19 protein-coding genes are annotated in these 25,591 nt (G+C 68.4%); 18 read left to right on the top strand and 1 reads right to left on the bottom strand.

Annotated elements, in window-relative coordinates:
- The first annotated feature begins 44 nt into the window (after positions 1-44).
- The 3 genes from AC3QL3_RS02240 (at position 45) to asnB (AC3QL3_RS02230) (ending at position 4,408) form a co-directional block, all read left to right on the top strand.
- Entirely contained in the window at positions 45-1,997 is a 1,953-nt protein-coding gene (locus AC3QL3_RS02240; protein WP_492896631.1) for a right-handed parallel beta-helix repeat-containing protein, read from the top strand.
- Positions 1,998-2,049: 52 nt separating this feature from the next.
- A complete protein-coding gene (locus tag AC3QL3_RS02235; protein WP_492896630.1) occupies positions 2,050-2,613 on the top strand; it encodes a hypothetical protein in 564 nt (187 codons plus the stop codon).
- Positions 2,614-2,713: 100 nt separating this feature from the next.
- Complete coding sequence (gene asnB, locus AC3QL3_RS02230; RefSeq protein WP_492896629.1) at positions 2,714-4,408, top strand: asparagine synthase B; 1,695 nt, start codon at positions 2,714-2,716, stop codon at positions 4,406-4,408.
- A gap of 1 nt (position 4,409) precedes the next feature.
- Here asnB (AC3QL3_RS02230) and AC3QL3_RS02225 read toward each other — a convergent pair whose 3' ends face one another.
- The gene (locus tag AC3QL3_RS02225; protein ID WP_492896628.1) at positions 4,410-6,005 is read right to left on the bottom strand and encodes a tetratricopeptide repeat-containing sulfotransferase family protein; all 1,596 of its coding nucleotides are present in this window, start codon (positions 6,003-6,005) and stop codon (positions 4,410-4,412) included.
- 338 nt (positions 6,006-6,343) lie between these two features.
- Between AC3QL3_RS02225 and glmU the strand changes: the two genes are divergently transcribed.
- From glmU to AC3QL3_RS02150, 15 genes are all read left to right on the top strand, one after another.
- Positions 6,344-7,708 (top strand): bifunctional UDP-N-acetylglucosamine diphosphorylase/glucosamine-1-phosphate N-acetyltransferase GlmU, encoded by a 1,365-nt coding sequence (gene glmU, locus AC3QL3_RS02220; protein WP_492896627.1) that lies wholly within the window; start codon positions 6,344-6,346, stop codon positions 7,706-7,708.
- 81 nt (positions 7,709-7,789) lie between these two features.
- Positions 7,790-9,082 carry a Vi polysaccharide biosynthesis UDP-N-acetylglucosamine C-6 dehydrogenase TviB gene (tviB, locus tag AC3QL3_RS02215; protein WP_492896626.1) on the top strand — a complete coding sequence of 431 codons (1,293 nt, stop codon included), beginning with the start codon at positions 7,790-7,792 and terminating at the stop codon, positions 9,080-9,082.
- A gap of 103 nt (positions 9,083-9,185) precedes the next feature.
- On the top strand, positions 9,186-10,193 hold the full coding sequence (locus AC3QL3_RS02210) for an NAD-dependent epimerase (RefSeq protein ID WP_492896625.1): 1,008 nt from the start codon (positions 9,186-9,188) through the stop codon (positions 10,191-10,193).
- Positions 10,194-10,287: 94 nt separating this feature from the next.
- Positions 10,288-10,914 carry an XrtA/PEP-CTERM system exopolysaccharide export protein gene (locus AC3QL3_RS02205; protein ID WP_492896624.1) on the top strand — a complete coding sequence of 209 codons (627 nt, stop codon included), beginning with the start codon at positions 10,288-10,290 and terminating at the stop codon, positions 10,912-10,914.
- Positions 10,915-10,954: 40 nt separating this feature from the next.
- Positions 10,955-12,505 carry an XrtA system polysaccharide chain length determinant gene (locus tag AC3QL3_RS02200; RefSeq protein ID WP_492896623.1) on the top strand — a complete coding sequence of 517 codons (1,551 nt, stop codon included), beginning with the start codon at positions 10,955-10,957 and terminating at the stop codon, positions 12,503-12,505.
- Positions 12,502-13,263, top strand: coding sequence for a P-loop NTPase family protein (locus AC3QL3_RS02195; RefSeq protein ID WP_492896622.1), 762 nt, complete (start codon positions 12,502-12,504; stop codon positions 13,261-13,263). Before AC3QL3_RS02200 ends, AC3QL3_RS02195 begins: the two co-directional genes overlap by 4 nt.
- 244 nt (positions 13,264-13,507) lie before the next feature.
- On the top strand, positions 13,508-14,803 hold the full coding sequence (locus tag AC3QL3_RS02190) for an outer membrane beta-barrel protein (protein ID WP_492896621.1): 1,296 nt from the start codon (positions 13,508-13,510) through the stop codon (positions 14,801-14,803).
- Positions 14,804-14,814: 11 nt separating this feature from the next.
- On the top strand, positions 14,815-15,588 hold the full coding sequence (locus AC3QL3_RS02185) for a polysaccharide deacetylase family protein (protein ID WP_492896620.1): 774 nt from the start codon (positions 14,815-14,817) through the stop codon (positions 15,586-15,588).
- Complete coding sequence (locus AC3QL3_RS02180) at positions 15,588-16,739, top strand: glycosyltransferase family 2 protein (protein WP_492896619.1); 1,152 nt, start codon at positions 15,588-15,590, stop codon at positions 16,737-16,739. The genes AC3QL3_RS02185 and AC3QL3_RS02180 overlap by 1 nt, the downstream gene beginning before the upstream one ends.
- Entirely contained in the window at positions 16,736-17,998 is a 1,263-nt protein-coding gene (locus AC3QL3_RS02175) for a glycosyltransferase (protein WP_492896618.1), read from the top strand. The genes AC3QL3_RS02180 and AC3QL3_RS02175 overlap by 4 nt, the downstream gene beginning before the upstream one ends.
- Positions 17,995-19,161 carry a glycosyltransferase gene (locus AC3QL3_RS02170; protein WP_492896617.1) on the top strand — a complete coding sequence of 389 codons (1,167 nt, stop codon included), beginning with the start codon at positions 17,995-17,997 and terminating at the stop codon, positions 19,159-19,161. Before AC3QL3_RS02175 ends, AC3QL3_RS02170 begins: the two co-directional genes overlap by 4 nt.
- Complete coding sequence (locus AC3QL3_RS02165; protein ID WP_492896616.1) at positions 19,161-20,966, top strand: asparagine synthetase B family protein; 1,806 nt, start codon at positions 19,161-19,163, stop codon at positions 20,964-20,966. Before AC3QL3_RS02170 ends, AC3QL3_RS02165 begins: the two co-directional genes overlap by 1 nt.
- Entirely contained in the window at positions 20,956-22,143 is a 1,188-nt protein-coding gene (locus AC3QL3_RS02160) for a glycosyltransferase (RefSeq protein WP_492896615.1), read from the top strand. The genes AC3QL3_RS02165 and AC3QL3_RS02160 overlap by 11 nt, the downstream gene beginning before the upstream one ends.
- A gap of 3 nt (positions 22,144-22,146) precedes the next feature.
- Positions 22,147-24,006, top strand: coding sequence for an asparagine synthase (glutamine-hydrolyzing) (gene asnB / locus AC3QL3_RS02155; protein ID WP_492896614.1), 1,860 nt, complete (start codon positions 22,147-22,149; stop codon positions 24,004-24,006).
- Between the two features lies 1 nt (position 24,007).
- Positions 24,008-25,366: an O-antigen ligase family protein gene (locus tag AC3QL3_RS02150; protein ID WP_492896613.1), complete on the top strand. Its 1,359-nt coding sequence runs from the start codon at positions 24,008-24,010 to the stop codon at positions 25,364-25,366.
- Positions 25,367-25,591 lie beyond the last annotated feature (225 nt).

Below are 25,591 nucleotides of genomic sequence, written 5' to 3'. Positions count from 1 at the left end.
CGCAGCGTGGCAGCATCGCGCGTTTTCCCGCCGCCACGCATTCGATGCTTCGACGTTTCCTTACGGCCTTTGTACTCGCGACCGCCTCCGCTCCGCTCTGCGCGCAAAACGCGATCGGCTTCGATCAACTCGACGCCTACGGCACCCTGCAAGCCGGCGGCGTGGTCGCCGGCGTCAGCGGCGACGCCAACCGCAACGCCAGCGCGCGCCTGCAATGGCGGCGGCAAGGCGAAGCGGCGTTCCGCGACGGCCATCCGCTGGTGCGCGTCGACGCGACCCATTTCGTCGGCAGCCTGTTTCAACTCGATGCCGGCACCGGCTACGAAGTACGCGTGACCTTCGGCGATCCCGACGGCACCGGTGCGACCGCGAGCCGAACCGCCGCTTTCGCCACACGCGCCGAAGCTGGCGCCTTCGCACCCGCGCGCACGCTGTACGTCGCGCCGAACGGCGACGACGGGCGCGACGGCAGCAGTCCCGCGCAGGCGCTGAAGACGATCCAACGCGCCGCCAATCTCGCGCGTGCCGGCGATCTGGTCTCGGTCGCGGCCGGCGTCTACCGCGAAAGCGTGCGCGTGCCGACCTCCGGCACGGCGGCGCAGCCGATCGTCTTCCGCGGCGCGCCCGGCGCCGTGCTCGACGGCGCCGACGCCGCGATCGCGGCCGGAACGAGTTGGACCGACGGGGGTGCTGGTGTGTGGTCGCGCGCGACCGGCTTCGCCACCGCACACGTGCTGACCGATCAGGGCCGCCTGTACCGCTACGCCAACCTGGCCGAGCTGCGTACGCTGGCGGCCGGCGCGCCGGGCGGCTTCGTTTTCGACGGCAACACGGTGTCGCTCAAATTCAGCGACGGCTCGACACCGGCGCAGCACCAGATCCAAGTCGCGCGCTTGAACGAAGGCTTCAACCTGGCCGATCGCCGCTATGTGCGCATCGAGAACTTCGAGATTCGCAACTACGGTACGGACGCCTACGGCAAAGGCGTCTACCTGCGCTACAGCAGCGACTGCACGGTCGCCGGCAATCGCATTCACGGCATCGATTCGGCCGGCGTCTGGATCAAGGGCGGCGAGCGCAACCTGATCGAGCGCAACGACATCAGCGACAGCTCGATCGCGCATTGGCCGTGGGGCATGAGCAAGGGCAGCGGCGCGGAGAACAACGCGATCGTGCTCACCGACGAGATCGGCCGCGGCAACGTGATCCGCCGCAACGCGATCCGCGGCACTTTCAACGGCATCGGTTCCTGCGGCAGCGCGCCGCCGCCGGCCGGCTTCAGCAGCGAGACCGACATCTACGACAACAGCTTCCAGGACCACGCCGACGACGCCACCGAAACCGAGGGCTACTGCGCCAACGTGCGCTTGTGGAACAACCGCGTGCGCAATTCGCTGATGGCCTTCGCGATCGCGCCGGCCGGCATGGGACCGGTATGGATCTTGCGCAATCTCGCCTACGACATCGGCAACACGCGCTCGGGCCTCGACGACGGCCAGGTCGCCAGCGGCATCAAGATCAACAGCGGTTATTCGACGCCGGTCGGACCGACCTTCGTCTACCACAACACCTTCCTCACCACCGCGCCCGCGACCGACGCGATCTTCCTGATGCCGCCCGGCTACAGCAGCGGCCTGGTCAGCCGCAACAACGTCTACGCCGGCACCGATCGCGCCTTCGTCAAAGACAACCCGATCGGACTCGACCTCGACTACGACGCGCTCGCCGCCGACGGCCCGACCTTGGTCTACTGGCAGGGCGCGCACTACGCGAATCTGGCCGCCTTGCAGGCCGGCACCGGCCAGGAAGCGCACGGCATCCAAGCGCCGCCGGCCTTGGCCGCTCCGGCGCAAGGCGATTTCACCCCGACGCCGGCCAGCGCGCTGATCGACCGCGGCGCGATCCTGCCCGGCATCAACGACGGCTACGCGGGAGCCGCGCCCGACATCGGCGCGATCGAGCGCAACGACCCGGTGTTCCGCGACGGTTTCGACTGAGCCGTCGCTGCAAACGGCGCCGCCGTCCGTCTACCATCGAGCGATGGTCGGCATGAAACAGCGATGGAATCTCGGCGCGCGAACCGCTGCCGCTTGCGTATTGCTGCTCGCGCTGGCGGCTTGCCGCACCTCACCACCCAAACCGCCCGAGCGCCCCAGCGGCACCGTACGAGCGCAGCAGTTGGCGGCGGATGCCGGCGATCGCTACGAGCAGTCCGACGAAATCCGCTACGAGCGGCCGCAGGCGCACGCGGAAAATGCCATGCCCGACTATCCGCCGGCCTTGCTCGCCGAACGATTGCCGGAACGCTCGATCCGCGCGCGGCTGATCGTCGATCCCGATGGACGCGTCGACCAAGTCCTAGCGCTGGATTCCGCGCCGGATGCAGCCGCAGACGCCTTCGTCGACAGCGTTCGGACGGCTTGTGCGCGATGGCGTTTTTCGCCCTTGATCGAACGCACGCGGGTGCCGGTGAAGACGACGGACGCGGACGGTACGGTCTGGACCGAATACCGCGAACGCGAACGCAACCTGCCTTTTCACCTCGACTACGCGTTCCGGTTCGCGCAGGTCGATGGCAAGCCATCGGTCGACGCGCAAGCGCCGGCGCATTGAGATACACGTCGCAGTGGGTGCGCTGATGGTCAATCCCCATTTGACAGGCGCGACTACGGCGTAGTGTGCTTGCGGTTCCTACGACCCAGGATTGCTCGGCATGTGCGGCTTTTTCTGCCTGTTCGACCCCGCCGGCGGCGCCGAAGCGCTACGCCCCACCGCGCTGTGCCAAGCGCGCCTGCTGCGCCATCGCGGTCCGGACTGGAGCGGTGTCTACGCCGATGCGAAGGCGGTGCTGGCGCACGAGCGCCTCGCCATCGTCGACGTCAACAACGGCGCGCAGCCCTTGCTGGCGAGCGACGGCAACCAGGTGCTGGCCGTCAACGGCGAGATCTACAACCACCGCGAGCTGCGCGCGCATCTGGCCAGCGGCTACCCGTTCCGCACCGACTCGGACTGCGAAGTGATCCTGCCGCTGTATCGCGCGCAAGGCGCCGGCTTCCTCAACGAGCTGAAGGGCATGTTCGCGTTCGCGCTGTGGGACAAGGCGGCGTCCGACTGGCTGATCGCGCGCGATCCGATCGGCATCATTCCGCTCTACACCGGCCGCGATGCGGAAGGGCGTTTGTACGTCGCTTCCGAGCTGAAGGCGCTGCAGGAAGTCTGCGTCAGCGTGGAAGAGTTCCCGCCCGGCAGCTACCAGACGCGCGCGATGGCCGCGCCGCAGTCCTATTATCAACCCGACTGGCGCGAGTTCGACGCGGTCGAGCACGGCCCAAGCGACGCCGCGGCAATCCGCACGGCGCTCGAACGCGCGGTGCACAGCCATCTGATGACCGACGTGCCCTACGGCGTGCTCTTGTCCGGCGGCCTCGATTCCTCGCTGATCGCCGCGATCACCGCGCGCTTCGCCGCGCGCCGCATCGAGGACGACGACCGCACCGAAGCCTGGTGGCCGCGCCTGCACACCTTCTCGATCGGCCTCGACGGCTCGCCCGATCTGGCCGCCGCGCGCACCGTCGCCGAGCATCTCGGCACCGCGCATCACGAGTTTCATTTCACCGTGCAGGAAGGACTCGACGCGCTGTCCGACGTGGTTCATCACATCGAGACCTACGACGTCACCACGATCCGCGCCTCGACCCCGATGTATCTGCTCGCGCGCCGCATCCGCGCGATGGGGATCAAGATGGTGCTGTCGGGTGAAGGCGCCGATGAGATCTTCGGCGGTTACCTGTACTTCCACATGGCGCCGAACGACCGCGAGTTCCACGAAGAACTCGTGCGCAAGCTCGACGCGTTGCATTCCTACGACTGCCTGCGCGCGAACAAGTCGACTCTGGCCTGGGGCGTGGAAGCGCGCGTGCCCTTCCTCGATCGCGAGTTCCTCGACGTCGCCATGCGCACCGCGCCGTCGGCCAAACGCCCGGTCGGCGGCCGCATCGAGAAACACATCCTGCGCGAAGCCGGGCGCGGCCTCTTGCCCGACTCGATCCTGTGGCGGCAGAAGGAACAGTTCTCCGACGGCGTCGGCTACGGTTGGATCGATTCGCTCAAGGCCTACGCCGAGGCGCAGGTCAGCGACGCGCAGATGGCGATCGCGGCGCAGCGCTTCCCGTTCAACCCGCCGGCGAGCAAGGAGGCGTATTTCTATCGCACCTTGTTCGAGAAGCACTTCCCCGGCGAGCGCGCCGCGCAGCTGGTACCGGGCGGTCCGAGCATCGCCTGCTCGACGCCGACCGCCTATCGCTGGTCGCAGGAGTTCGCCGGCAACGCCGATCCGTCCGGGCGCGCGATCCGTCGCGTGCACGTAGCCGAGCAAGGCGCCGCCGTTTCGACCAAGGCGGCTTCCTAACTCAGCGCGCGAGCAGGCGCCGCAACGGATCGAGCAAGTCGCCGTAGCGCGCGCCGCGCGCGGTGTCGCGGCGCAACGGCTCGCGCACCTGCGCGGCGCTGGCGGTGCGCACGCTGCGCGTGGCCTCGTGCGGACGCAGGCAGGCCGGATCGAACGGCAGGCCGCAGAAGTCGAGCAGCGCGCGTGTCTGTGCTTCCGGCGCGGCCAGCAGCTCTTCGTAGACCTGAGTGCGGATTCGCATCGGCGACTGCGCCGTCCAATGCCGCATCGCCACGTCGTAGACGTGCCAATACGCGGCCAAGTCGTCGAGGCTGTAGCTGTACTCGTGACCGCTCCAGAAGATCTGGCGGAAGCACGACCAGCAGGTTTCCAACGGATCGCGGCGGCAGTCGAGGATGCGCGCGCCCGGCAGCATGCGCCCGATCGCGGCGGTCAGCATCCAGTTGCTCGGCGCCTTGTCGGTGAAGCGAGGACGCTGCGCGCGCCAGTGCGCGGTGCGCTCGAGATAGCGGCGGCCGAGCCGCGCCCAATCGTCGGCGTCGGCCTCTGCGACCCAGTCGGGAAACGCGCGCGCGCGGCGCTGCGACTCTTCGCCGATCACCGCGCCCAGATCGCCGAGCTCGCTGGCGCCTTCGACCTGCGGATGCGCGGCGAGTATCTGTTCGGTCAAGGTCGAGGCCGAACGCGGCAGACCGACCAAGAAGATCACTTCGCGACCGAGCTCGTCTTGCGCCGCACGCGCCGAGCTTCGATCGAAGCGCATCCGCACTTGTTGCAGCCAGCGCTCGAATCCCGCCGCATCCCAGCGAAAACCACGCCGCGCGAACGCGTTCGCCTCGACGTAGGCGGCGTACGCGTCGGTGTGGCGAGCGCCGTCTTCGAGCGCCTTGGCCAAGGCGAAGCGCGCGGTGAGCTGCTCGGTCTCGGGCAGATCGCTGCGGCGCACGAGCGCGCGCAGCGCCTGCACGTCCGCTTCGTCCAAACGCACCGACTTCAGATTGGCCAGGCCCCACCAGGCCTGACCGGAGGCCGGGTATCGGCGCAGCAGCTCGCGATACTGCGCGACCGACTCGTCGATGCGGCCGAGCATCATCATCGCTTCCGCCAACAGGAAGCGCGGCGACTGCAAGGACGGATCGAGTTCCAGCGCACGCCGCAGCGGCGCTTCCGATTCCTCGATACGACCGATCAGAGTCAAGACGTTGCCGAGGTTGGCGAACGCGGCGGCGAGCATCGGATCGAGCATGCAGGCGTGCTGCAGTGCTTCGACGGCCGCCGCATGCTGGCCGACTTCGCCGAGCGCGCTGCCGAGCGCGTTGTGGATCAGAGCGTCGTCCGGCCGCTGCCGCAGTGCGCGCCGCAGCAAGTCGATCGCTTCGGCCGGCCGCTGCAGGCGATGCAGCACCTGCGCGCGCAGGCGCAGCAGCTCAGGGTGCTCGGGCGCTTCGCCGAGCGCCAGCGCGAAGCAGCGTTCGGCGGCGCGGTCGTCGCCGGCATCGAAACTGCGCTGACCTTGGCGCAGGTAGAGCAAAGCCGTCCCCGCGAGGCCGCGCAGGCGCGCGTCGCCGGAGTCGGGGGGTGGTGGCAGCGAAGTCATGGCGCCGGTCGATCGCTCAATTGAAACGACAGCCGGGCAGCTTACTAGGGAACGCGAGCGATACGCTCCCGGAGGGAGTTAGCAGCCTGGACAAATTGAAAAGTGCGGCCTTGGATGGCCGCGGGTAGACCGCCCGAAGACGCTCTCGTGCCAACCCAGCGGCTCTCCCCGACCATCGCGATCAAGGACGATCGCACTTAGTTGAAAAGTGCGGCCATGGATGGCCGCGGGTGGACCGTCCGAAGACGCTCTCGTGCCGAAACCAGCAGCTCTCCCCGACCATCGCGATCAAGGACGATCGCACTAGAATAACCCCCACTTCTCGATAGGGAAATATCGTGACCAGCGCTCTCCACGTGATCGTCCTCGCCGCCGGCGAGGGCAAACGCATGAAATCGGCCAAACCGAAGATGCTGATGCCGTTGGCCGGACGGCCGATGCTGGCGCACGTACTGGACACGGCGCGCGCGTTGCAGCCGGCGCGCATCCACCTGGTCTACGGTCATCTGGGTGAGCAGGTGCGCGCTGCACTGACCGATCTGGGCGACCTCGACTGGGTGCACCAACCCGAACAGCGCGGCACCGGGCATGCGGTCAGACTCGCGATGCCGCGCGTGCCCGACGACGTGCGCGTGCTGATCCTCTACGGCGACGTGCCGCTGATCCGCGTCGACACCCTGCGCAAGCTGCTCGCGCTGGAGTCGCCGCTGGCCGCGCTGGTGACCCAGCTCGAAAATCCCTACGGCTACGGCCGCGTCGTGCGCGACGGCCTCGGCCGCGTACGTGCGATCGTCGAAGAGAAAGACGCCAGCGCCGAGCAGCGCGCGATCACCTGGGTCAACAGCGGCATCCTCGCCGCCGACGCACGCCGTCTGCGCGCCTGGGTCGAAGCGCTGACCGACGACAACGCGCAACGCGAGTACTACCTCACCGACGTGTTCGCGCAAGCCAACGACGAAAGCGAGCCGGCCGAAGCGAGCCTGTGCATCAACGCACAAGAAGTGTTCGGCGCCAACGATCCGTGGCAGCTGGCCGCGCTCGAACGCACCTACCAGCGCATGCGCGCGACTCATCTGGCCGCCGCCGGCGTGCGTTTCGCCGATCCGGTGCGCTTCGACGTGCGCGGCGACGTGCGCGTCGGCCGCGACGTCGAGATCGACGTCGACGTGATCCTCGAAGGGCTGGTCGAACTCGGCGACGACGTGCGCATCGGGCCGTTCTGCCGCGTGCGCAACTCGACCCTCGCCGCCGGCACCGTGGTGCACTCGCACTGCAACCTCGACGGCGTGGTCACGCACGGCCCCTGCGACATCGGCCCGTTCGCGCGCCTGCGCCCGGGCACCGAACTCGGCGCCGGCGCGCACATCGGCAACTTCGTCGAGACCAAGAAGGCGCGCCTGGGCGAGAACTCGAAGGCGAACCACCTCTCCTACCTCGGCGACGCCGAGATCGGCGCCGACGTGAACATTGGTGCCGGCACCATCACCTGCAATTACGACGGCGCCAACAAACACCCGACCACGATCGAAGACGGCGCCTTCATCGGCTCGAACTCGTCCCTGGTCGCACCGGTGCGCATCGGCAAGGACGCCACCATCGGCGCCGGCTCGGTCATCAGCAAGGAAGCGCCGGCGGGCGAGCTGACGGTTGCACGTGCACGGCAGACGACGATTCCGGGTTGGCACAGGCCGAAGAAGACTTGAGTCTCGCGTAAGCGCGCCGAGCCGTTCTCGGCTCGCGCTCCGCTCTTGCTAGACTTGCGCCCCCTCGAATCGGAGCCCGTGATGGACGCTGCCGCCCTGCCCCGTCCTGAACAGACACGCGTTGCCGTGATCGGCCTCGGCTACGTCGGCCTGCCGCTCGCGGTCGGCTTCGGTCGCAAGCAGTCCACGCTCGGCTTCGATATCAACGCCGCGCGCATCGCGGAATTGCAGGCCGGCCGCGACCACACGCTGGAAGTCTCGCCCGAGGAACTCAAGGCCGCCGCGCAGCTGCGCTTCAGCGCCGACGCCGCCGACCTCGCCGCCTGCAACGTGTTCGTGGTGACGGTGCCGACGCCGATCGACGACGCCAAGCGGCCGGATTTGAGCCCGCTCGAATCGGCCAGCCGTACGGTCGGCAAGGCGATCGGCCGCGGCGCGGTGGTGGTGTTCGAATCGACCGTGTACCCGGGCGCGACCGAAGAAGTCTGCGTGCCGATCATCGAGCGCGAGTCGGGCCTCAAGTACAACGTCGATTTCTACGCCGGCTACAGCCCCGAGCGCATCAATCCGGGCGACAAGCAGCACCGCCTGGAAACGATCCTCAAGGTGACCTCGGGTTCGACTCCGGAGGTGGCCGACTTCGTCGACGCGCTGTACCGCCAGGTGGTGACCGCCGGCACGCACAAGGCCTCGAGCATCCGCGTGGCCGAGGCGGCCAAGGTGATCGAGAACACCCAGCGCGACCTCAACATCGCGCTGATCAACGAGCTCGCGCTGATCTTCCACCGCCTCGGCATCGACACCTCCGAAGTGCTCGCCGCAGCCGGCACCAAATGGAACTTCCTGCCGTTCAAGCCCGGCCTGGTCGGCGGCCACTGCATCGGCGTCGATCCGTACTATCTGACGCACAAGGCGCAGCAGATCGGCTACCACCCCGAGGTGATCCTGTCCGGCCGCCGCATCAACGACGGCATGGGCGAACACGTGGCGCATCGGGTGGTCAAGCTGATGACGCAGCGGCGCATCCACACCTCCGGCGCGCGCATCCTGGTGCTCGGCCTCGCCTTCAAGGAGAACTGCCCGGACCTGCGCAACACGCGCGTGGTCGACGTGGTGGCCGAGCTCGCCAGCTACCACGCCGAGATCGAAATCTACGATCCGTGGGTCAGTGCGGCGGAAGCGCGTCATGAATACGGACTGGATCTCGTATCGGAGTTGGAGCCTGGCCGTTATGACGCGGTGATCCTGGCGGTCGCGCACCGGCAGTTCATCGAACTCGGCGCCGACGGCATCCGTGCGCTCGGCAAGCCGGGCAGTGTGCTGTTCGACGTCAAGCAGGTGCTGCCGCGCGAGAAGGTCGACGACCGGCTTTGAGGTCGACCTGGATCGCCGGGCGAAAGGATTGAGCGAAGTACATGGGTTCCCGCCTGCGCGGGAATGAACAACCCTCTCGAAGATCCGCAACTACGGAGTGGCTATGCGTGTTCTGGTCACCGGCGCCGCCGGCTTCATCGGCTCGGCCCTCAGCCAGCGCCTGCTCGCGCGCGGCGACGAGGTGCTCGGCTACGACAATCTCAACGACTACTACGATCCGACCCTGAAGGAAGCGCGCCTGGCGCGGCTGACGCCGCACGCGCAGTTCGGTTTCGTGCGCGCCGCGCTGGAAGATCGTCCGGCTTTGGAGCGCGCGTTCGCCGAGTTCCGCCCGCAGCGCGTGGTCAATCTCGCCGCGCAAGCCGGCGTGCGCTATTCGCTGACCAATCCCTACGCCTACGTCGAAGCGAACCTGGTCGGCTTCATCAACGTGCTCGAAGCCTGCCGTCACGGCGGCGTCGAACACCTCGTCTACGCGTCTTCCAGCTCGGTCTACGGCGCCAACCGCAAGCTGCCGTTCTCGGTGCGCGATTCGGTCGACCACCCGGTCAGCCTGTACGCGGCGACGAAGAAGGCGAACGAGCTGATGGCGCACACCTACAGCCATCTGTACTCGCTGCCGACCACCGGCCTGCGCTTCTTCACCGTGTACGGTCCCTGGGGCCGGCCGGACATGGCGCTGTTCTTGTTCACGCGCAAGATTCTCGAAGGCACGCCGATCGAGGTGTTCAACCACGGCAAGCACACGCGCGACTTCACCTACGTCGACGACATCGTCGAAGGCGTCATCCGCACCCTGGACCGCGTGCCGGCGGCCGATCCGGCGTTCGACCCGCTCGCCCCCAGCGCAGCCTCGTCGACCGCGCCGTACCGCGTCTACAACATCGGCAACCATCGCCCGGTCGAATTGGCGCACTACATCGAAGTGCTGGAAGCCAAGCTCGGCCGCAAGGCCGAGAAGATCCTGCTGCCGCTGCAGCCGGGCGACGTGCCCGACACCTATGCCGACGTCGAGGAACTGTCGCGCGATACCGGCTATTCGCCGGCGACGCCGGTCGAGGTCGGCATCGGCCGCTTCGTCGACTGGTATCGCGACTTCTACGGTGTCTGAACGCGCCTAGCTGCTTCCCGGCGGGGCTGCTTGCGGGCGGGCCGCGACAAGGTAAAATGTGAAGTACTTCACACTTTTTGGGAAGGGGGAAGTCATGCGCTTTTTCAGCCAAGCCGTTGTCTTATTTGTGATTCTTCTGCTGAGCGCATGCGCCAGCGGTGGCGGCAGTGTCGCTTCGCCACCCGCGGTCAATCCGGAATCGCAGGCGGTCAACGTCTATCGCATCGGCGTCGACGACATCCTCGAAGTGTCGGTCTGGCACAACCCCGACCTCAACGCGAAGGTACCGGTGCGCCCCGACGGCATGATTTCGGTGCCGCTGATCGGTGACGTCGCCGCCGGCGGCAAGACGCCCGAGGAAGTCTCCGCGGCGATCTCCGAGAAGCTCAAGGCCTACCTGCGGGATCCGCAGGTCGCAGTGATCCTGACCGAGCTGCGCAGCCACGAATACCTCTCGCGCGTACGCGTGACCGGCGCCGTGCGGCAGCCAATCTCGGTGCCCTACCGCCAGGGCATGACCGTGCTCGACGCCGTGCTGGCCGCCGGCGGTACCACCGAATTCGCCGCCGGCGACCGCACCGAGTTGTACCGCCGCCACGCGGACGGTGCGACCCAGGCCTACGCGGTACGGCTCGATCGCATCCTGCAGAAGGGCGACCTCGCCACCAACTACCCGGCGCAGCCGGGCGACGTCATCACCGTGCCGGAGCGCGCGTTCTAAGCAGTTCCGCGCCGCCCGCGCACACAACCACAGCGAACCCATGGCCAACTCCCTGGCTCCACTGAGCGAACTCGCGCCGATCCTCGCCACCGAGGCACGGCGGCGCATGCTCACGCTCGGCACTCTGTTCGCCTTGATCGCGCTGGCGGCTTTGGTGATCGGCGCGACTTGGCCCAAGCGCTACGAATCCTCCACCACCATCCTGGTGCAGGAGAGCAACATCGTCACCGGCCTGATGGAAGGCCGCGCGGTCGCCACCACCGTGTCCGACCGCGCCTCGATCGCACGCGAGGTCATCTTCAGCCGCAAGGTCATGGCCGACATCCTCGAAGTCGGCGGCTGGATGGCGCGGCAGCCGCCGCTGTCGCCGGTCGAGCAGGACCGCATGATCGAGTCGGTCACCAATCGCACCAAGATCACCAGCCCGCGCGACAACCTGATCGACATCTCCTATTCCGACGGCGACGCCGCGCGCTCTTATCGCGTCACCCAGCGCCTGGCCGAATCGTTCATCCAGGAAAGCCTCGCCGCGAAAGAACGCGAGAGTCGCAACGCGTTCGACTTCATCAACGGCCAGGTCGAGGCGTACCACAAGAAACTCACCGACGCCGAGGACAAGCTGAAGGCGTATCGCGAAGCCAACGTCGACGCGCGCCCGGGCGGCGAGGCCGACAGCAACGCGCGCATCGCGCAGCTGCGCAGCCAGGTCGAGCAGGCGCGCATGGAGATGATGGAACAGAGTTCGCGCGAGAGCGCGCTGGTGGCGCAGGTTTCGGGCGAGTCGGAAGTGACCGCGGTGCAGACGCGCGACGGTCAGATTCGCGCCCAGCTGGCCGAGCTGCAGGGTCAGCTCGACAAGCTGCTGCTGACGTACACCAACGACTACCCCGACGTCGTGCGCATCCGTCACCAGATGCAGGACCTGCAAGAATCGCTCAAGCGCAACGAGGCGCAGAAGACCGCGAAAGCGACCAATCCGTCCTCGCTCGACAGCACCGTGCAGTACAACCCGCTCTACACCGAGCTGCGCAGCAAGCTCAACGAAGCGCGCCGCAACCACGGCGCGACCTCCTCGCGCCTGGCCGCCAGCCAGGCCATGCTCAACGACGAGCTCGAGCGCAGCAAGCGCATCGCCAGCTCCGAGAATGCGCTGTCGGAATTGACGCGCGACTACGAAGTCAACCGCGACATCTACCAAGACCTGCTCAAGCGCCGCGAGAACGCGCGCGTGTCGATGGATCTCGACCAGAAGCAGCAAGGCCTGACTTTCCGCATCCAGGAGCCGGCGGTGATGCCGCTGCGGCCTTCCGGCCTGCGCCTGATGCATTTCGCGATGGCCGGCCTCGGCCTCGGCATCGTGCTGCCGCTGGGCCTGCTGTTCGGCTACGCGCGCTTCGATCCGCGCGCGCGCTCGGCCGCGCAGATCGAACGCATGGCCGGCGTGCCGGTGTTGGCGACGGTGCCGGTCTACGCGACGCCGGGCGACCGCCGCCGCCATTTCGTGCACGCCAGCGTGCTGCTCGCGATCATTGCCGCAGTCGGCGTCGCCTACGTCGCGATGTACTGGGTGCGCATGGAGGTACTGCCGTGACGGCCGACGACGACGCAACGCTGCCCGAGCGCGCCGACACCGGTTCCGGCGCGTTGGCCGAACGCCGCGCGGCCAGCCGCTCGATTGCGCGCATGAGCGAGTCGCGCGAGCTGTCGCCGCGCCAGCTCGACGAACGCCGCCTGATCCATCGCGACGACTCGGCGCGCGCACAAGCCGACTCGTTCCGCGAAATCCGCACGCGCCTGCTCGCCCTCGGCGGCGAGCAGAACTTCGTCACCATGGTGGTGCCGGTCAGCAGCGGCTGCGGCGGCAGCTTCGTCGCGCGCAACCTGGCCACCGCGTTCGCCTTCGACGAAGCGAAGACCGCGCTCCTGATCGACTGCAATCCGCGCTATCCGGCGCAGCACAAGGCGCTCGGCGTCGAAGCCAGCCCGGGCCTGATCGACTACCTCGACCATCCGGCGATCGGGGTCGAGTCGATCATCCATCGCACCGGCATTCCGCGCCTGCGCCTGATCCCGGCCGGCAAGCCGCGCGAGCTGAGCGGCGAATATTTCTCTTCGTTCCGCATGCGCGCGGTGCTCGATTCGCTGCGCTGCCGCTATCCGGATCGTTATCTGTTCCTCGACGGCCCCGCGACCAAGGGTTCGCCGGACGCGCGCATCCTGTCCGAACTCGCCGACTTCGTCGTGCTCGTCGCCGGTTACGGCCGCGACACGCCGGCGGCGATCGCGCAGGCCGCCGCGGCGTTCGATCCGAATCGCTTTGCGGGAGTCGTGTTCAATCAGTTGCCGTAGCGCGAGCTGCGGTCGTTGCGCTTTTTGTTTCTGGGTTTGCTTCTCCGTTCTCCCGTTCGCGGGATCGAAGCCCGCCCTCAGGCGGGCTAAGGGTGCCGAAGGCGGATGAAGGAACTCTTGCAGTGCGTCGCAGAAGCTCCCTCACCCGGCGCGCTGCGCACACCGGTCGAACGGGCGAGACCTTGAACGAAGAATGCTTTGGCGTATCGCTGGTCGTGGTCGGGTCGGGAGGGAGAACGAAGTGATGCCGAAACCTACGGTTCTCGCCGCCGCGCTCGGCGCGACTCTGGCCGCCCGCCTCGCCGGCGCGGAACCGGTGCTCGACTACAGCGTCGGCGCCACGCTCGAGCACAGCGACAACATCAACTACAGCGAGCGCGATCCGATCAGCCAGACCGTGCTGACGCCGCGGCTGTCGTTCAAGCTGACCCAGCAAGGCTCCAGCCTCGAAGCCAGTGCCGCCGGCACGGTCGAGTACCGCGACTATCTCGGCGGCGCGTTCGGCAACGAGTTCCGCACCACCGCGGCCGGCTTCGCCAACTGGCACATCAGCCCCGAGCGGCTGGATTGGGTGTTCGAAGACAACATCAGCCGCCAGCCGATCGACACGCTGCGCAGCGACGCGCCCAACAACATGCAGCAGACCAACGTGTTCAGCACGGGACCGACGCTGCGCGCGAAGTTCGCCGACACCCTGCGCGGCCAGCTCGACCTGCGCTACACCAACAGCTACGCCGACTCCAGCAAGAACTTCAACAGCAACCGCTACGGCGCGCTCGGCACCCTGCTCTATCAGCTCGACCCGAGCAATACGCTGAGCGGCTCGGTCACCGCTTCGCGCGTGCGCTACATCGAATCGGCTTCCGCCGCGTTCGACTACGACCGCAAGGACGCCTACCTCGGCTACCAGCGCGTCACGCGCAACTTCACCTTGGAGTTCGCCGGCGGCTACAGCTGGCTCGACCAAGAACACGGCGACACCCGCTCGGGCGCGCTCTTGCGCGGCACCGCGCGCTGGACGCCGACCAAACGCACCAACCTCGCCTTCAGCCTCGAGCGCGAATACTCCGACGCCTCGCAAGATCTGGTCTTCACGCCGAGCCAGATCGGCAATGTCGGCATCGGCAGCGGCATCAGCGGCGCGGTGATCGCGCCGCAGGTCTACGTCGAGAAGCAGGCGCGGCTCGAGTTCAATCACGTCGAGGACAAGTACCGCGTCAGCTTCGCGCCGTTCTGGCGCAAGCTCGACTACGTCGACGACTTCAGCGCGAACCAGAACTCGCGCGGCTATTTCGGCAACTTCGCCTACTACCTGCGCCCCACGCTGTGGCTGGATCTGTTCGCCGGGCAGGAACGGCGCAAGTACACCGAGATCGCGCGCACCGACGACGATCTGCTCTACGGCGCCTCGCTGAATCTGCAGCGCACGCGCCACTGGTTGTGGACGCTGCAGGCGCGCCATCAGCGCCGCGACAGCGACAGCGTCGACGGCAGCTACGAGGAGAACTCGGTGCTGCTGTCGGTCACCTACCGACGCTGATCCGAGCGACCATGCCCGCCGCCACCACTCCCGTCGCGCTGATGTATCACGCGCTCAGCGGTCGCGACAGTCCGCGCGAGGGGCAGGACGCGCACTACAGCGTGACCGAAGCGCAGTTCGCCGCGCAGCTGGCCGTGTTGACGCGGCGCGGCGGCGGCGTCAGCGCACGCGACTGGCTCGCCCACGGCCGTAACGGCGCCGCGCTGCTGACCTTCGACGACGGCCATCTCAGCAACTATTCGCTGGCCATGCCGGCCCTGCTCGAAGCGGGCATCGGTGCGGATTTCTTCGTCAACCCGGGACGCGTCGGCACACCCGGTTTCGCCGACTGGCGCCAACTGCGCGAGATGGCCGAACGCGGCCTGTCGATCCAATCGCACGGCTGGGACCATCGCTACTTCACCGAATTGAGCTCGACCGCGTTGCGCGAAGACCTGTCGCGCTCGCGCCGCGAAATCGAGGACCACATCGGCTATCCGGTGCGTCTGCTCGCACCGCCGGGAGGACGCATGCCCTCCCATCTCGCCGCGGTCGCGCGCGAATGCGGCTACACCCACGTGCTGAGCTCGCGGCCGGGGCGCTTGCACGCGGTGCACGGCAGCGTGTTGCCGCGCATGGCGGTGACCGCCGAGCTCGACACCGCCACGCTCGACGGCTGGCTCGACGGCCGCGGCCTGGCCCGCGCGCGCCTGCGCTACGCCACCCTCGGCTTGGCCAAGCGCATGCTCGGCAATCGCGGCTACGAGCGCCTGCGCGCGCGCCTGCTCGGACGGAGCGAGACCTGATGCGTCTTTGGTTCGCGCTCAGCGTACTCGCGCTCGGCTACACCTTCGTCGGCTATGCCGTCGTCATGTGGCTGCGTGCGCGCTTCACGCCGCGCGCGGTCGATGCGGCCGACTGGCAACCGTACGTCGATCTCGTCGTGGTCGCCTACAACGCGGCGGCGGAACTGCCGGCCAAGCTGGCCAACCTGCGCGCGCTCGATTATCCGGCCGAGCGCCTGCGCATCCACATCGCCTCCGACGGCTCGGAAGATCTGACGCCGGCACTGCTGCGCGACTGCAGCGATGCGCGCCTCAGCACGTACATTTATCCGACGCGGCGCGGCAAATCGGCCTGCCTCGGCGACGTCGTCGCCCAACTCGACGGCGAGATCGTGGTATTCGCCGACGTACGCCAGCGCCTCGAACCCGATGCGATACGTGCGCTCTTGCGGCCGCTGGCCGATCCCGCCGTCGGCGCGGTCAGCGGCGAGCTGATGTTCGAACGCGGCGAGGGCGATGTCGCCGGCGGCATCGATTTCTACTGGCGCTACGAGAAGCTGATCCGGCGCAGCGAAGCCGACAGCGGCTCGGTGGTCGGCGTCAGCGGCGCGCTGTACGCCGCGCGACGCACCCTGCTGCCAGCGATTCCGCCCGGCCTGATCCTCGACGATCTGTGGATTCCGCTGCAGATCGCGCGGCACGGTGCGCGGGTCGTGTTCGCCGCCGATGCGCGCGCCTGGGATCGCCCCTCCGGCGACGCCGCGCTCGAAGCGCAACGCAAGCGACGCACCTTGGCCGGCAACTTTCAACTGATCGCACGCGAGCCGTCGCTGCTCTTGCCCTGGACGCACCCGCTCGGCTGGCGTCTGTGGGGTCACAAGTGGCTGCGCCTGCTGGCGCCGTGGCTGCTCGCCATCGCGCTGCTCACCAATATCGTGCTCGCGCCGACTTCGCCCAAATGGGCCTTGCTGCTGTCGGCGCAGCTCGCGTTGTATGCCTGCGCGCTGGTCGGTCTGTGGCGACCTGCGCTGACGCGTTACCTGCCGCTGCGCCTCGCCACTACCTTCGTGCGCATGAACGGCTACGCCGTGCTTGGCCTGCTCGATTTCCTGCGCGGTGGCTCGGCCCATTTGTGGTCGGTCACGCGCCGCACCGAGACGAGCACGCCATGACGGCTGCCGCGCCGCTGCGCGTGCTGTACGTGGTGTCGCTGTTTCCGTGCTGGTCGGAAACCTTCATCGTGCGCGAGATCGCGACCCTGATCGCGGCCGGCGTCGACGTGCGTATCCTGTCGCTGAAGCCGCCGAGCGAGAAGCTGGTGCAGCCGGAAGCCGCCGCCCTGCTCGCGCGTGTGCAACATCCGGCGCGCGGCGTCAGTGCCGTCTTCAAGCAGATCGGCGGCTGGCTGCGCCATCCGCTGGTGTTCGGCACGAGTGCCGCGCGCATTCTCTGGCGGCTGCGCGCGCAGCCGCTGGCGGCGGCGAAATCGCTGGTCGCGCTCGGCCGCGGCATCGCCCGGCTGGACCAGATCCAAGCGTTCGATCCGCAGTTCGTGCACGCGCACTGGGCCACCTATCCCTCGACCGTCGCGATGGCGCTGGCGCAGGCAATGCGCAAACCGTTCGGCTTCACCGCGCACGCGCACGACATCTTCGTCGACGATCATCTGCTGAAAGACAAACTCGAACGCGCCGAGCTGCCGTTGACGATCTCGCGCTACAACGTCGATTGGCTCAGCGCCGAAGTCACGCCGGCCGCGCGCGCGCGCCTGCGCATCGTGCATTGCGGCGTCGACCTCGCCGCCACGCCGTATCGGCGCGACGGGCGCAGCGATGCGCTCGTGCTCGGCGTCGGCCGACTCGATCCGATCAAGGGCTTCGACGTGCTGATCGAAGCGCTCGCCCTGCTGCGCCGGCGCGGCGTCGCGTTCCGCTGCCGCCTGATCGGCGAAGGTCCGCAGCGCGCCGAGCTGGAAGCGGCGATCGCGCGCCACGATCTCGGCGCCCAGGTCGAACTCGCCGGCGCGCGCGGCCAAGCCGAGGTGCAGGCAAACTTGCGCGAAGCGGCGCTGTTCGCGCTGCCCTGCGTGGTCGCCGCCGACGGCAATCGCGACGGTATTCCGGTCGCGCTGATGGAAGCGATGGCAGCCGGCACGCCGGTCGTCACCACGCGCGTGTCGGGCCTGCCCGAGCTGGTCGAGGATGACGCCGAAGGACTTCTGGTCGGCGAGCGTGATGCCGCTGCGCTGGCCGATGCGCTGGCGCGGCTGCTCGGCGACGCCGCCTTGCGCGAGCGCTTGGCGACGGCAGCACGCAGCAAGATCGAACGCGAATTCGATGCGCGCAACGAAGCGCTGCGCCTGCTCGCGCTGATGCGCGCAACGGTCGCCGGTGCCGCCGACGCCACGCCGGCGCTGGAGGAACGCGCATGAGCCGCGCCGCCGCACCGCGCCGCCTGCTGGTGGTCAGCGACGAGATGGAAGTCGGCGGCAGCCAGCGCCAGATCGTGCATCTCTTGAACGGCCTCGACCGCACGCGCTGGACACCGGAGCTGCTCTATTTCCGCCAGCGCTCGTTCCTGGTCGACCAGCTCGAAGCCAGCGGCGTGCGCACGCATCACCTGCCCAAAGAAGGCCGCATCGACATCGGCTTCGTGCGGCGCCTGCACGCGCTCCTGCGCGAGGGCCGCTACGATCTCGTGCACGCGTTCTCGCTGACCGCGGAATTGTGGGTGCGCGCCTTGCTGCCGCTGTTGCCGCCGACGAAGTTCATCGCCTCGGTGCGCGGCCTGTGCCTGGTCTATCCGGATTGGCAATGGCGCCTCAAGCGCTGGATCGTGCGGCGCGCCGATGCGGTCGTCGCCAACGCGCACGCCGGCGCGCGCATGACCGCGCAGCGCACCGGCTATCCGCTGGCGGCGATCGACGTGATCGCCAACGGCGTCGAGATGCCGGCGCCGATCGACGCCGCCGCGCGCGAACGCTTGCGCGCGGATCTCGGCATCCCGGCCGGCCGCGCGTTCGGACTGTTCGTCGGCCGCTTCGTGGTGGAGAAGAACCTGCCGCTCCTGCTCGACGCGCTCGCGCGCATCGAACCCGCGGCACGGCCGCTGCTGCTGTTGGCCGGCGACGGACCGCTGCGGTCCGAGGTGCTGGCACAACGCGAAACTCTGCGGCTCGATCAGGATCTGCGCCTGCTCGGCGAGCGCCGCGACGCGCAGGCGCTGATGCAGGTGGCCGATTTCCTGGTGCTGCCCTCGCGTGAAGAAGGTTTGTCCAACGTGCTGCTGGAAGCGATGGCGGCCGGCTGCCCGGTGCTCGCCTCCGATGCCGGCGGCAATCCGGAACTGGTCGAACACGCCGTCACCGGCCTGGTGTTTCCGTCGGATAATGTCGAACGGCTCGCGCAGGATCTGCTCGCGCTGGCACGCGAAGCGGCGCTGCGCGCGCAGCTCGGCGCCGCCGCGCGCCGGCATGCCGAACGCGCGCACAGCGTGGCCGCGTTGGTGCAGTCCACCCAAGCCGTGTACGAACGCGTGCTCGGCGAACGGCCGCAGACACGCGCCGCCGCCGTCAACGCCGAATCGAGAACCTGATGGACCGTCCCGTTTCCGCCCGTATCGACGTGACCGGCGACTTCGCCTTCGCCGTGGGCCCGCGCGCACGCGAATGGATCGGCGCGCTGACCGGCTTCGAACACGAATTCACAGATGCCGTGGCGTTGGCGACACGCGGCACGGTGCAGCGCGGCGAGGCTGCCGGCGCGGCACACGGCGCCGTGCGCTGGCTGGCGATCGGCGATCTGGTCGGCGGCCGCTGCGGCGAAGGCATCGCGGCGTTCGCCGGCGACGCGCCGCAGGCGGCCTGGCGCGGGCGCTTCGTGCAGCTTTTGTGGGACCCGTCCGGCGCGCAGGTGATCGCCCTCACCGATCATTTTTCGAGCCTGCCGCTGTACGTGTTCGCGCAAGGCGAGAATCTGTTGCTGGCGACCGACCTGCGTCTGATCCTCGCTTGCGGCGCGGCGCGGCGCGAGGTCGATCCGACCGCGATCTATCACTACCTCAACTTCGGCTGCATTCCGGCGCCGGCGACGATCTGCCGCGAAGTGCGCCGGGTCGAGCCCGGCACGCGCCTGGTCTGGCGCAGCGGCGCGCTGCACCACGAGCGCTACTACGTTCCGGCTTATCCAGACGATCTCGCCGGCGAAGAAGGCGCACTCGCCGCCGGCTTGATCGCGCAGATCAGCAGCAGCGTGCGCGCCTACCGCCCAGACGACGGTCCCGACTGGGGCTGCTTCCTCTCCGGCGGCACCGACAGTTCCAGCATCGTCTCCCTGCTCGCGCGCGAGCGCACGCCGGTGCGTACGTTCTCGATCGGCTTCTCCGAAGCGGGCTACGACGAACTCGACTACGCGCGGCTCGCCGCCGAGTCTTGCGGCGCGACGCCGGAAACCGGCCGCGTCGAGCGCGGCGACGCGCTCGAACTGATCCACCAGGTGGTCGCCGCCTACGATCAGCCGTTCGGCAATCCCTCGGCGATTCCGACCATCGCTTGCGCCAACCTCGCCGCCGATCTCGGCGCGCGCGTGCTGCTCGGCGGCGACGGCGGCGACGAGGTGTTCGGCGGCAATCAGCGCTACGCCAAAGACCAGGTCATGCAGGCGTACTACCGCCTGCCCGGCGTGGTCAAAGCGCTCGGCCGCGGCGTCGGCCGCCTCGCCGGCAAGAGTTCCTCGCATCTGCTCAATCGGGTCGAGAACTTCGTGCAGCGCAGCTCGCTGCCCAATCCCGATCGCTTCTACACCGACGACTCGTTCGCCTCCGACTACTACGCGGAACTGTTGACGCCGGAATTCCGCCGCGAAGTCGCCGCGCCCGCTTCGCTCGACCTGATGCGCGAGGTCTACGCGCTCGGCGGCGCCGCCAGTCCGCTGCACCGGATCATGCGTCTCGATCTTCTGATGGCGATCGCGCAGAACGATCTGGTCAAGGTGCACGGCGCGTGCAAAGCCGCCGGCATCAGCGCGCGCTTTCCGTATCTCGATCCGATCCTGGTCGCGCATGTCGGTCGCTTGCCGCAGCGCTACAAGGTGCGCGGCCTGGACAAGCGCTATCTGTTCAAGCGCGCGATGAAGGGTGTCTTGCCCGAAGAAACGCTGAAGAAGAAGAAGCAGGGCTTCGGCCTGCCGATCGCGATCTGGCTGCGCGAAGACGAGGCGTTCCAGCAGGCCTTGCGCGAGGTGCTGTTCGATCCGCGCACGCTCGCGCGCGGCTGGTTCGAGGCGGCCTTCGTCGAGCGGCTGATCGCCGAGCATCTGCGCGGCAGCTGGGATCATGCGGTGGCGATCTGGCAGCTGGCCGTGCTCGAGCTGTGGCTGCGGAAGTACGTCGATGCCGACTGATCCGCTGCGCGTGTTGATGATCCTGGAAAGCGATTTCCCGGTGCGCGGCGGCGGCGGCGCCGAATCGCAGGTACGCACGCTGGCGCTCGAGCTCAAGCGCCGCGGCCATCGTGTGACGATCCTGACCCCGCGCATTCCGGGCGGTCCGCAGGCGCGCGTCGAACGTTGTTACGGCATTCCGGTGTGCCGGCTCGCCTATCCGCAAGTGCGCCTCGTCGGTCGCTTCGCGCTGTGGCTGCAGATGGCCTTGTTCCTGCGCCGGCGCGGCGCGCGCTACCACGCCTGGCACGTGCACATCGGCCACTATCTCGGCGCGATCGCCTGCCGTCTCGCCGCCGGCACGCCGGTGGTGGTGAAGATCTCGGGTTGGTGGGAACTCGAACGCGGCTTGCTCGCGCCGAATGCCGGCGCACTGGCGCGCCGCTTCGCGCGCTGGCTGCAACGCGCGAGCGCCTTGCAGGCGATCAGCCGGCGCATCGGCGGCGAATTGCTGCGGCACGGCTTTCCGCGCGAACGCATCCTCGCCTTGCCCAACGCGGTCGACGTCGCGCGCTTCGCCGAGCACCGTGCGAACGTCGATCCGGCACGCACGCTCGACGTCGTCTTCGTCGGCCGCCTGGTCAAAGAGAAGAACCTCGCCACCTTGCTCGACGCCTGGGCCGCCGCGTTTCCCGAGCGCGGACGCGCGCGCCTGCGCCTGGTCGGCGGCGGCTATCTGGAAGCCGATCTGCGCCGCCAGGCGGATGCGCTCGGCATCGCCGCCGACATCGATTTCCTCGGCCATCGCGACGACGTGCAGGCGCTGCTCGCGCAGGCCGACCTCGGCGTGCTGCCGTCGTTGACCGAAGGCTTGTCCAACACCTTGCTCGAATCGATGGCGGCCGGCTTGCCGGTACTCGCGAGCCGCGTCAGCGGCAGCGAGGACGTGGTCGTCGACGGTCGCAACGGCTGGTCGTTCGAACCGCTCGACACCGCCGCGCTCGCCGCCGCGCTGCGCGAAGCCGCCGCGCTGCCGCGCGCCGAACTCGCCGCGCGCGGGCGGCAGGCGCGCGCCGACATCGCCGCCTATGCCAGCCTCGACAGCGTCGTCGGCCGTCTGCTGCAGCTCTACCGCGGCGCCGATCCGGCCAGCTTGCGCCACCTCGACTGGGCGGCCGCGCCGCTCGAAAGGACCTGAGCCGTGTGCGGCATCATCGGCGTCGTCGCAGCACCCGGCCAGATCGCGCCATCGGAAGACATCGGCCGCGCGATGAACGAGCGCATCCGTCATCGCGGTCCCGACGACGACGGCTTCTATCGCGACGCGCGCGCCCTGCTCGGCATGCGCCGGCTCGCCATCATCGACGTCGCCGGCGGCCACCAGCCGATGCACAACGCCGATCGCAGCGTGCAGCTGGTCTTCAACGGCGAGATATACAACTACCGTGAGCTGCGCGCGGAATTGACCGAGCGCGGCCACACGTTCTATTCGCAGTCCGACTCGGAAGTGATCGTGCAGGCCTACGAGGCCTGGGGCGAGGCCTGTTTCGAGCGCCTGCACGGCATGTTCGCGATCGCGCTGTGGGACACGCGCACGCAAACCTTGCTGCTGGCGCGCGATCGTTTCGGCGAGAAGCCGCTGTTCTATCGCGACGACGGCCGCCGCATCGCGTTCGCCAGCGAACTGAAGTCGCTGCTCGCCCTGCCCGGCTTTCCGCGCGACATCGACCCCGAGGCGATCCGCGCCTACACCTGCTATGGCTACGTGCCGGCGCCGCGCAGCATCTTCGCCGGCGTGGCCAAGCTGGCGCCGGGTCACTACCTGCGCTACGCCGACGGCCGTGCCAGCCTGCATCGCTACTACACGCTCGCGTTCGCGCCGAAACTCGCACTGAGCGAGGCCGATGCGGAAGAAGAACTCGCGCGGCTGCTCGACGAGGCGGTCGGCAGCCGCCTGGTCTCGGACGTGCCGTTCGGCGCGTTCCTGAGCGGCGGGCTCGACTCCAGCGTGGTCGTCGCGCTGATGGCGCAGCGCATGAACCAGCCGGTGAAGACCTTCTCGATCGGCTTTCGCGAAGCCGCGTTCAACGAGCTGTCCGACGCGCGCGTCGTCGCCGAACATCTCGGTACCGAACATCACGAGCTGGTGGTCGAGCCGGACGCGGCCGCGCTGTTGCAGCAGCTGGTCTGGTATCTGGACGAACCGTTCGCCGACTCCTCCGCGGTGCCGACCTTCCTGGTTTCGCGGCTGGCGCGGAGGCACGTGACCATGGCCTTGACCGGCGATGGTGGCGACGAGGCCTTCGCCGGCTACGACCGTTATCTGCGCTATCTGAAATTGCAGCGCCTCGGCGCCGCCAAACCGCTGGCCGCCGCGGCGGCCCGGCTCGGCGGCGCGCTGCTGCCGGGTCCGCGCGGCTATCGCCTGGGCCGCGTCGGCGAGCGCCTGCGCCTGCCGTTTCCGGCCGACTACTTGAGCGGCGTCGCGCTGACGCGCGAGGACATCGCGCGCGAACTGCTCGGCGAAGCCGTGGGCGGCGCCGACTACTACGCCGCCGCGCCACGGCTGACCGACGGCGGCGACGATGCGCTCGACCGCATCGTCGCACTCGACATCGACGGCTATCTGCCCGACGACATCCTGGTCAAGCTCGACCGCATGGCGATGGCCAACTCGCTCGAAGGCCGCTCGCCCCTGCTCGATCATCGCGTGGTCGACTTCGCCGCGCGTCTGCCGGCGTCGCTGCGCATCCGCAACGGCCGCGGCAAGCACCTGTTGCGCCAGGTCGCGCGGCGCTGGCTGCCGGCGAGCGTGCTCGACAAACCCAAGCAAGGCTTCGCGATTCCGCTGGCGAGCTGGTTCCGCGGCCCGTTGCGCGCGCTGGCCGCCGATACCTTCGCCAGCCGCGCATTCCGCGAGCGCGGCTTGATGCGCGCCGCCGCTGCCGAGCGCTACCTCGGCCTGCACGTCGCCGGCGCGGCCGACTACGGCGAGACCTTGTGGCTGATCCTGTCGCTGGAACTGTGGGCGCGCCGCTACGTCGACGGGCGGAGCGACTGAGATGCTGCGCCTGCTGTTCGCGGTCCTGATCTTCTACGTGGTCTATTCGCTGCACTGGCCGCTCGATACCGGCATTCCCGCGGTGAATGCGTCGAACCTGCTGTTCGGCGCGATCGCGATCGGCATTCTTTCGCGTAAAGAGCAGGCGCCGATGGTCGGCGTGCGCGCCGAGCTGAAGGGCGCGCTGATCGTGTTCGGCCTGTCGATGATCGCCGCGTTCCTGATCGGGCGCCTGCGCGGCGGCGGCGACTTGATGACGGACGTGACGTATCTGAAGAACGCGCTGTTCTATCCGCTGTTCTACGTCATCGGCCTGCGCGCGCGGCTCGACCTCAAGCAGACGCGGCAGCTGTTGATCCTGGTGTTCGCGATCGCTTCGCTGGCGGCGGTGCAGGCGATCCGGCAGGGCTTCGACTATGGCATCGGCAACTTCGTCGAAACCCATCGCGCCTCCGGTCCCTTCGGCAAGACCTCGGCGATGGCCAACCGCGCCGGCGTCTACTATGCGATGTACGTGCCGATGTTCGCCGCGATCGCCTTGTGCTTCCGGCGCCAGAAGCTGTGGCGCATGGCCGGCATTGCCGGTGTCGTGCTGATGTCGATGGCGATCCTGTTCACCTACTCGCGCCAGTCCTACGGCATCGCCCTGGTCGGCATCGCCCTGGTCTTCCTGCGCCGCAGCTTCACCCTGTCCGTGCTCCTGGCCGGCGCGATGGCGGTGATGGTCGGCTATCTGCCGAGCAGCGTGACCGAACGCGTGCAGGAAACGCAGCAGCGCGGCGCCAGCGGCGGCGTCGAGGTCGACGCCAGTACGGCCAGCCGCTGGGAGATCTGGGCCGGCGCCAGCCAGATGTGGCCGGAGTATCCGTTCGGCGTCGGCCTGAACCGCTTCAAGGACACGATCGGCCGCTACGCGCCGGCCTACGAAGGCTACGACGCGCACAACTACTACGTGCTGACGATGAGCGAGGGCGGTGTGTTCGGCATCGCCGCGTTGTTCTGGCTGCTCTACCGACTGTTGCGCACGGCCAGTCGCCTGCGCCAGCGCGCGCCGCCCGACGACGCCGAAGCGCAAGGGCTCACGCTCGGCTTCGGCGCCTTCATCGTCTGCATGGCGATGGGCAATCTGTACGGCAGTCCGTTCTCGGAAGGCGCCGTGATGGGCAACTTCTGGATGTTGTGCGGCCTGCTCGAACGCTACATCGCGCTGAAGCAGCCGGAATTCGCCACTGCCGCGACGCCCGCCTCCACCGCGCCCTCGATGGCCGAGCGCTTTCCGCTCGCCGCGCGCGCCGCCGGCATGCGGCCGCCCGCACCGCCGCGCGATCCCGCGTTGCGCCACCACTCCGATCGCTCCTGAGCGTGTTATTGCGAAGGCTTTGCGCGCGCCGAATGGCGCCTCTGTGCAATCGCCCGAAAATGCAGATTTACGATTATCAAATAATCGTGATTTCGCATGCGCACCGTGCGCACCAGTTCGCAGAACGCGGGCCGCCGATCCGAACGGTCATGGTTTCTGTGATTGAATCGACAAAGCAGCGCCGGCGCGGTCTCGATAGTGACCGGCACCGCCTCGCGGGGGAGC

The sequence above is a fragment of the Dokdonella sp. GW821-FHT11D02 genome, from assembly GCF_058808595.1.
The sequence above is the reverse complement of the archived record's forward strand: the minus strand, read 5'-3'. Positions and strand labels throughout refer to the sequence as shown.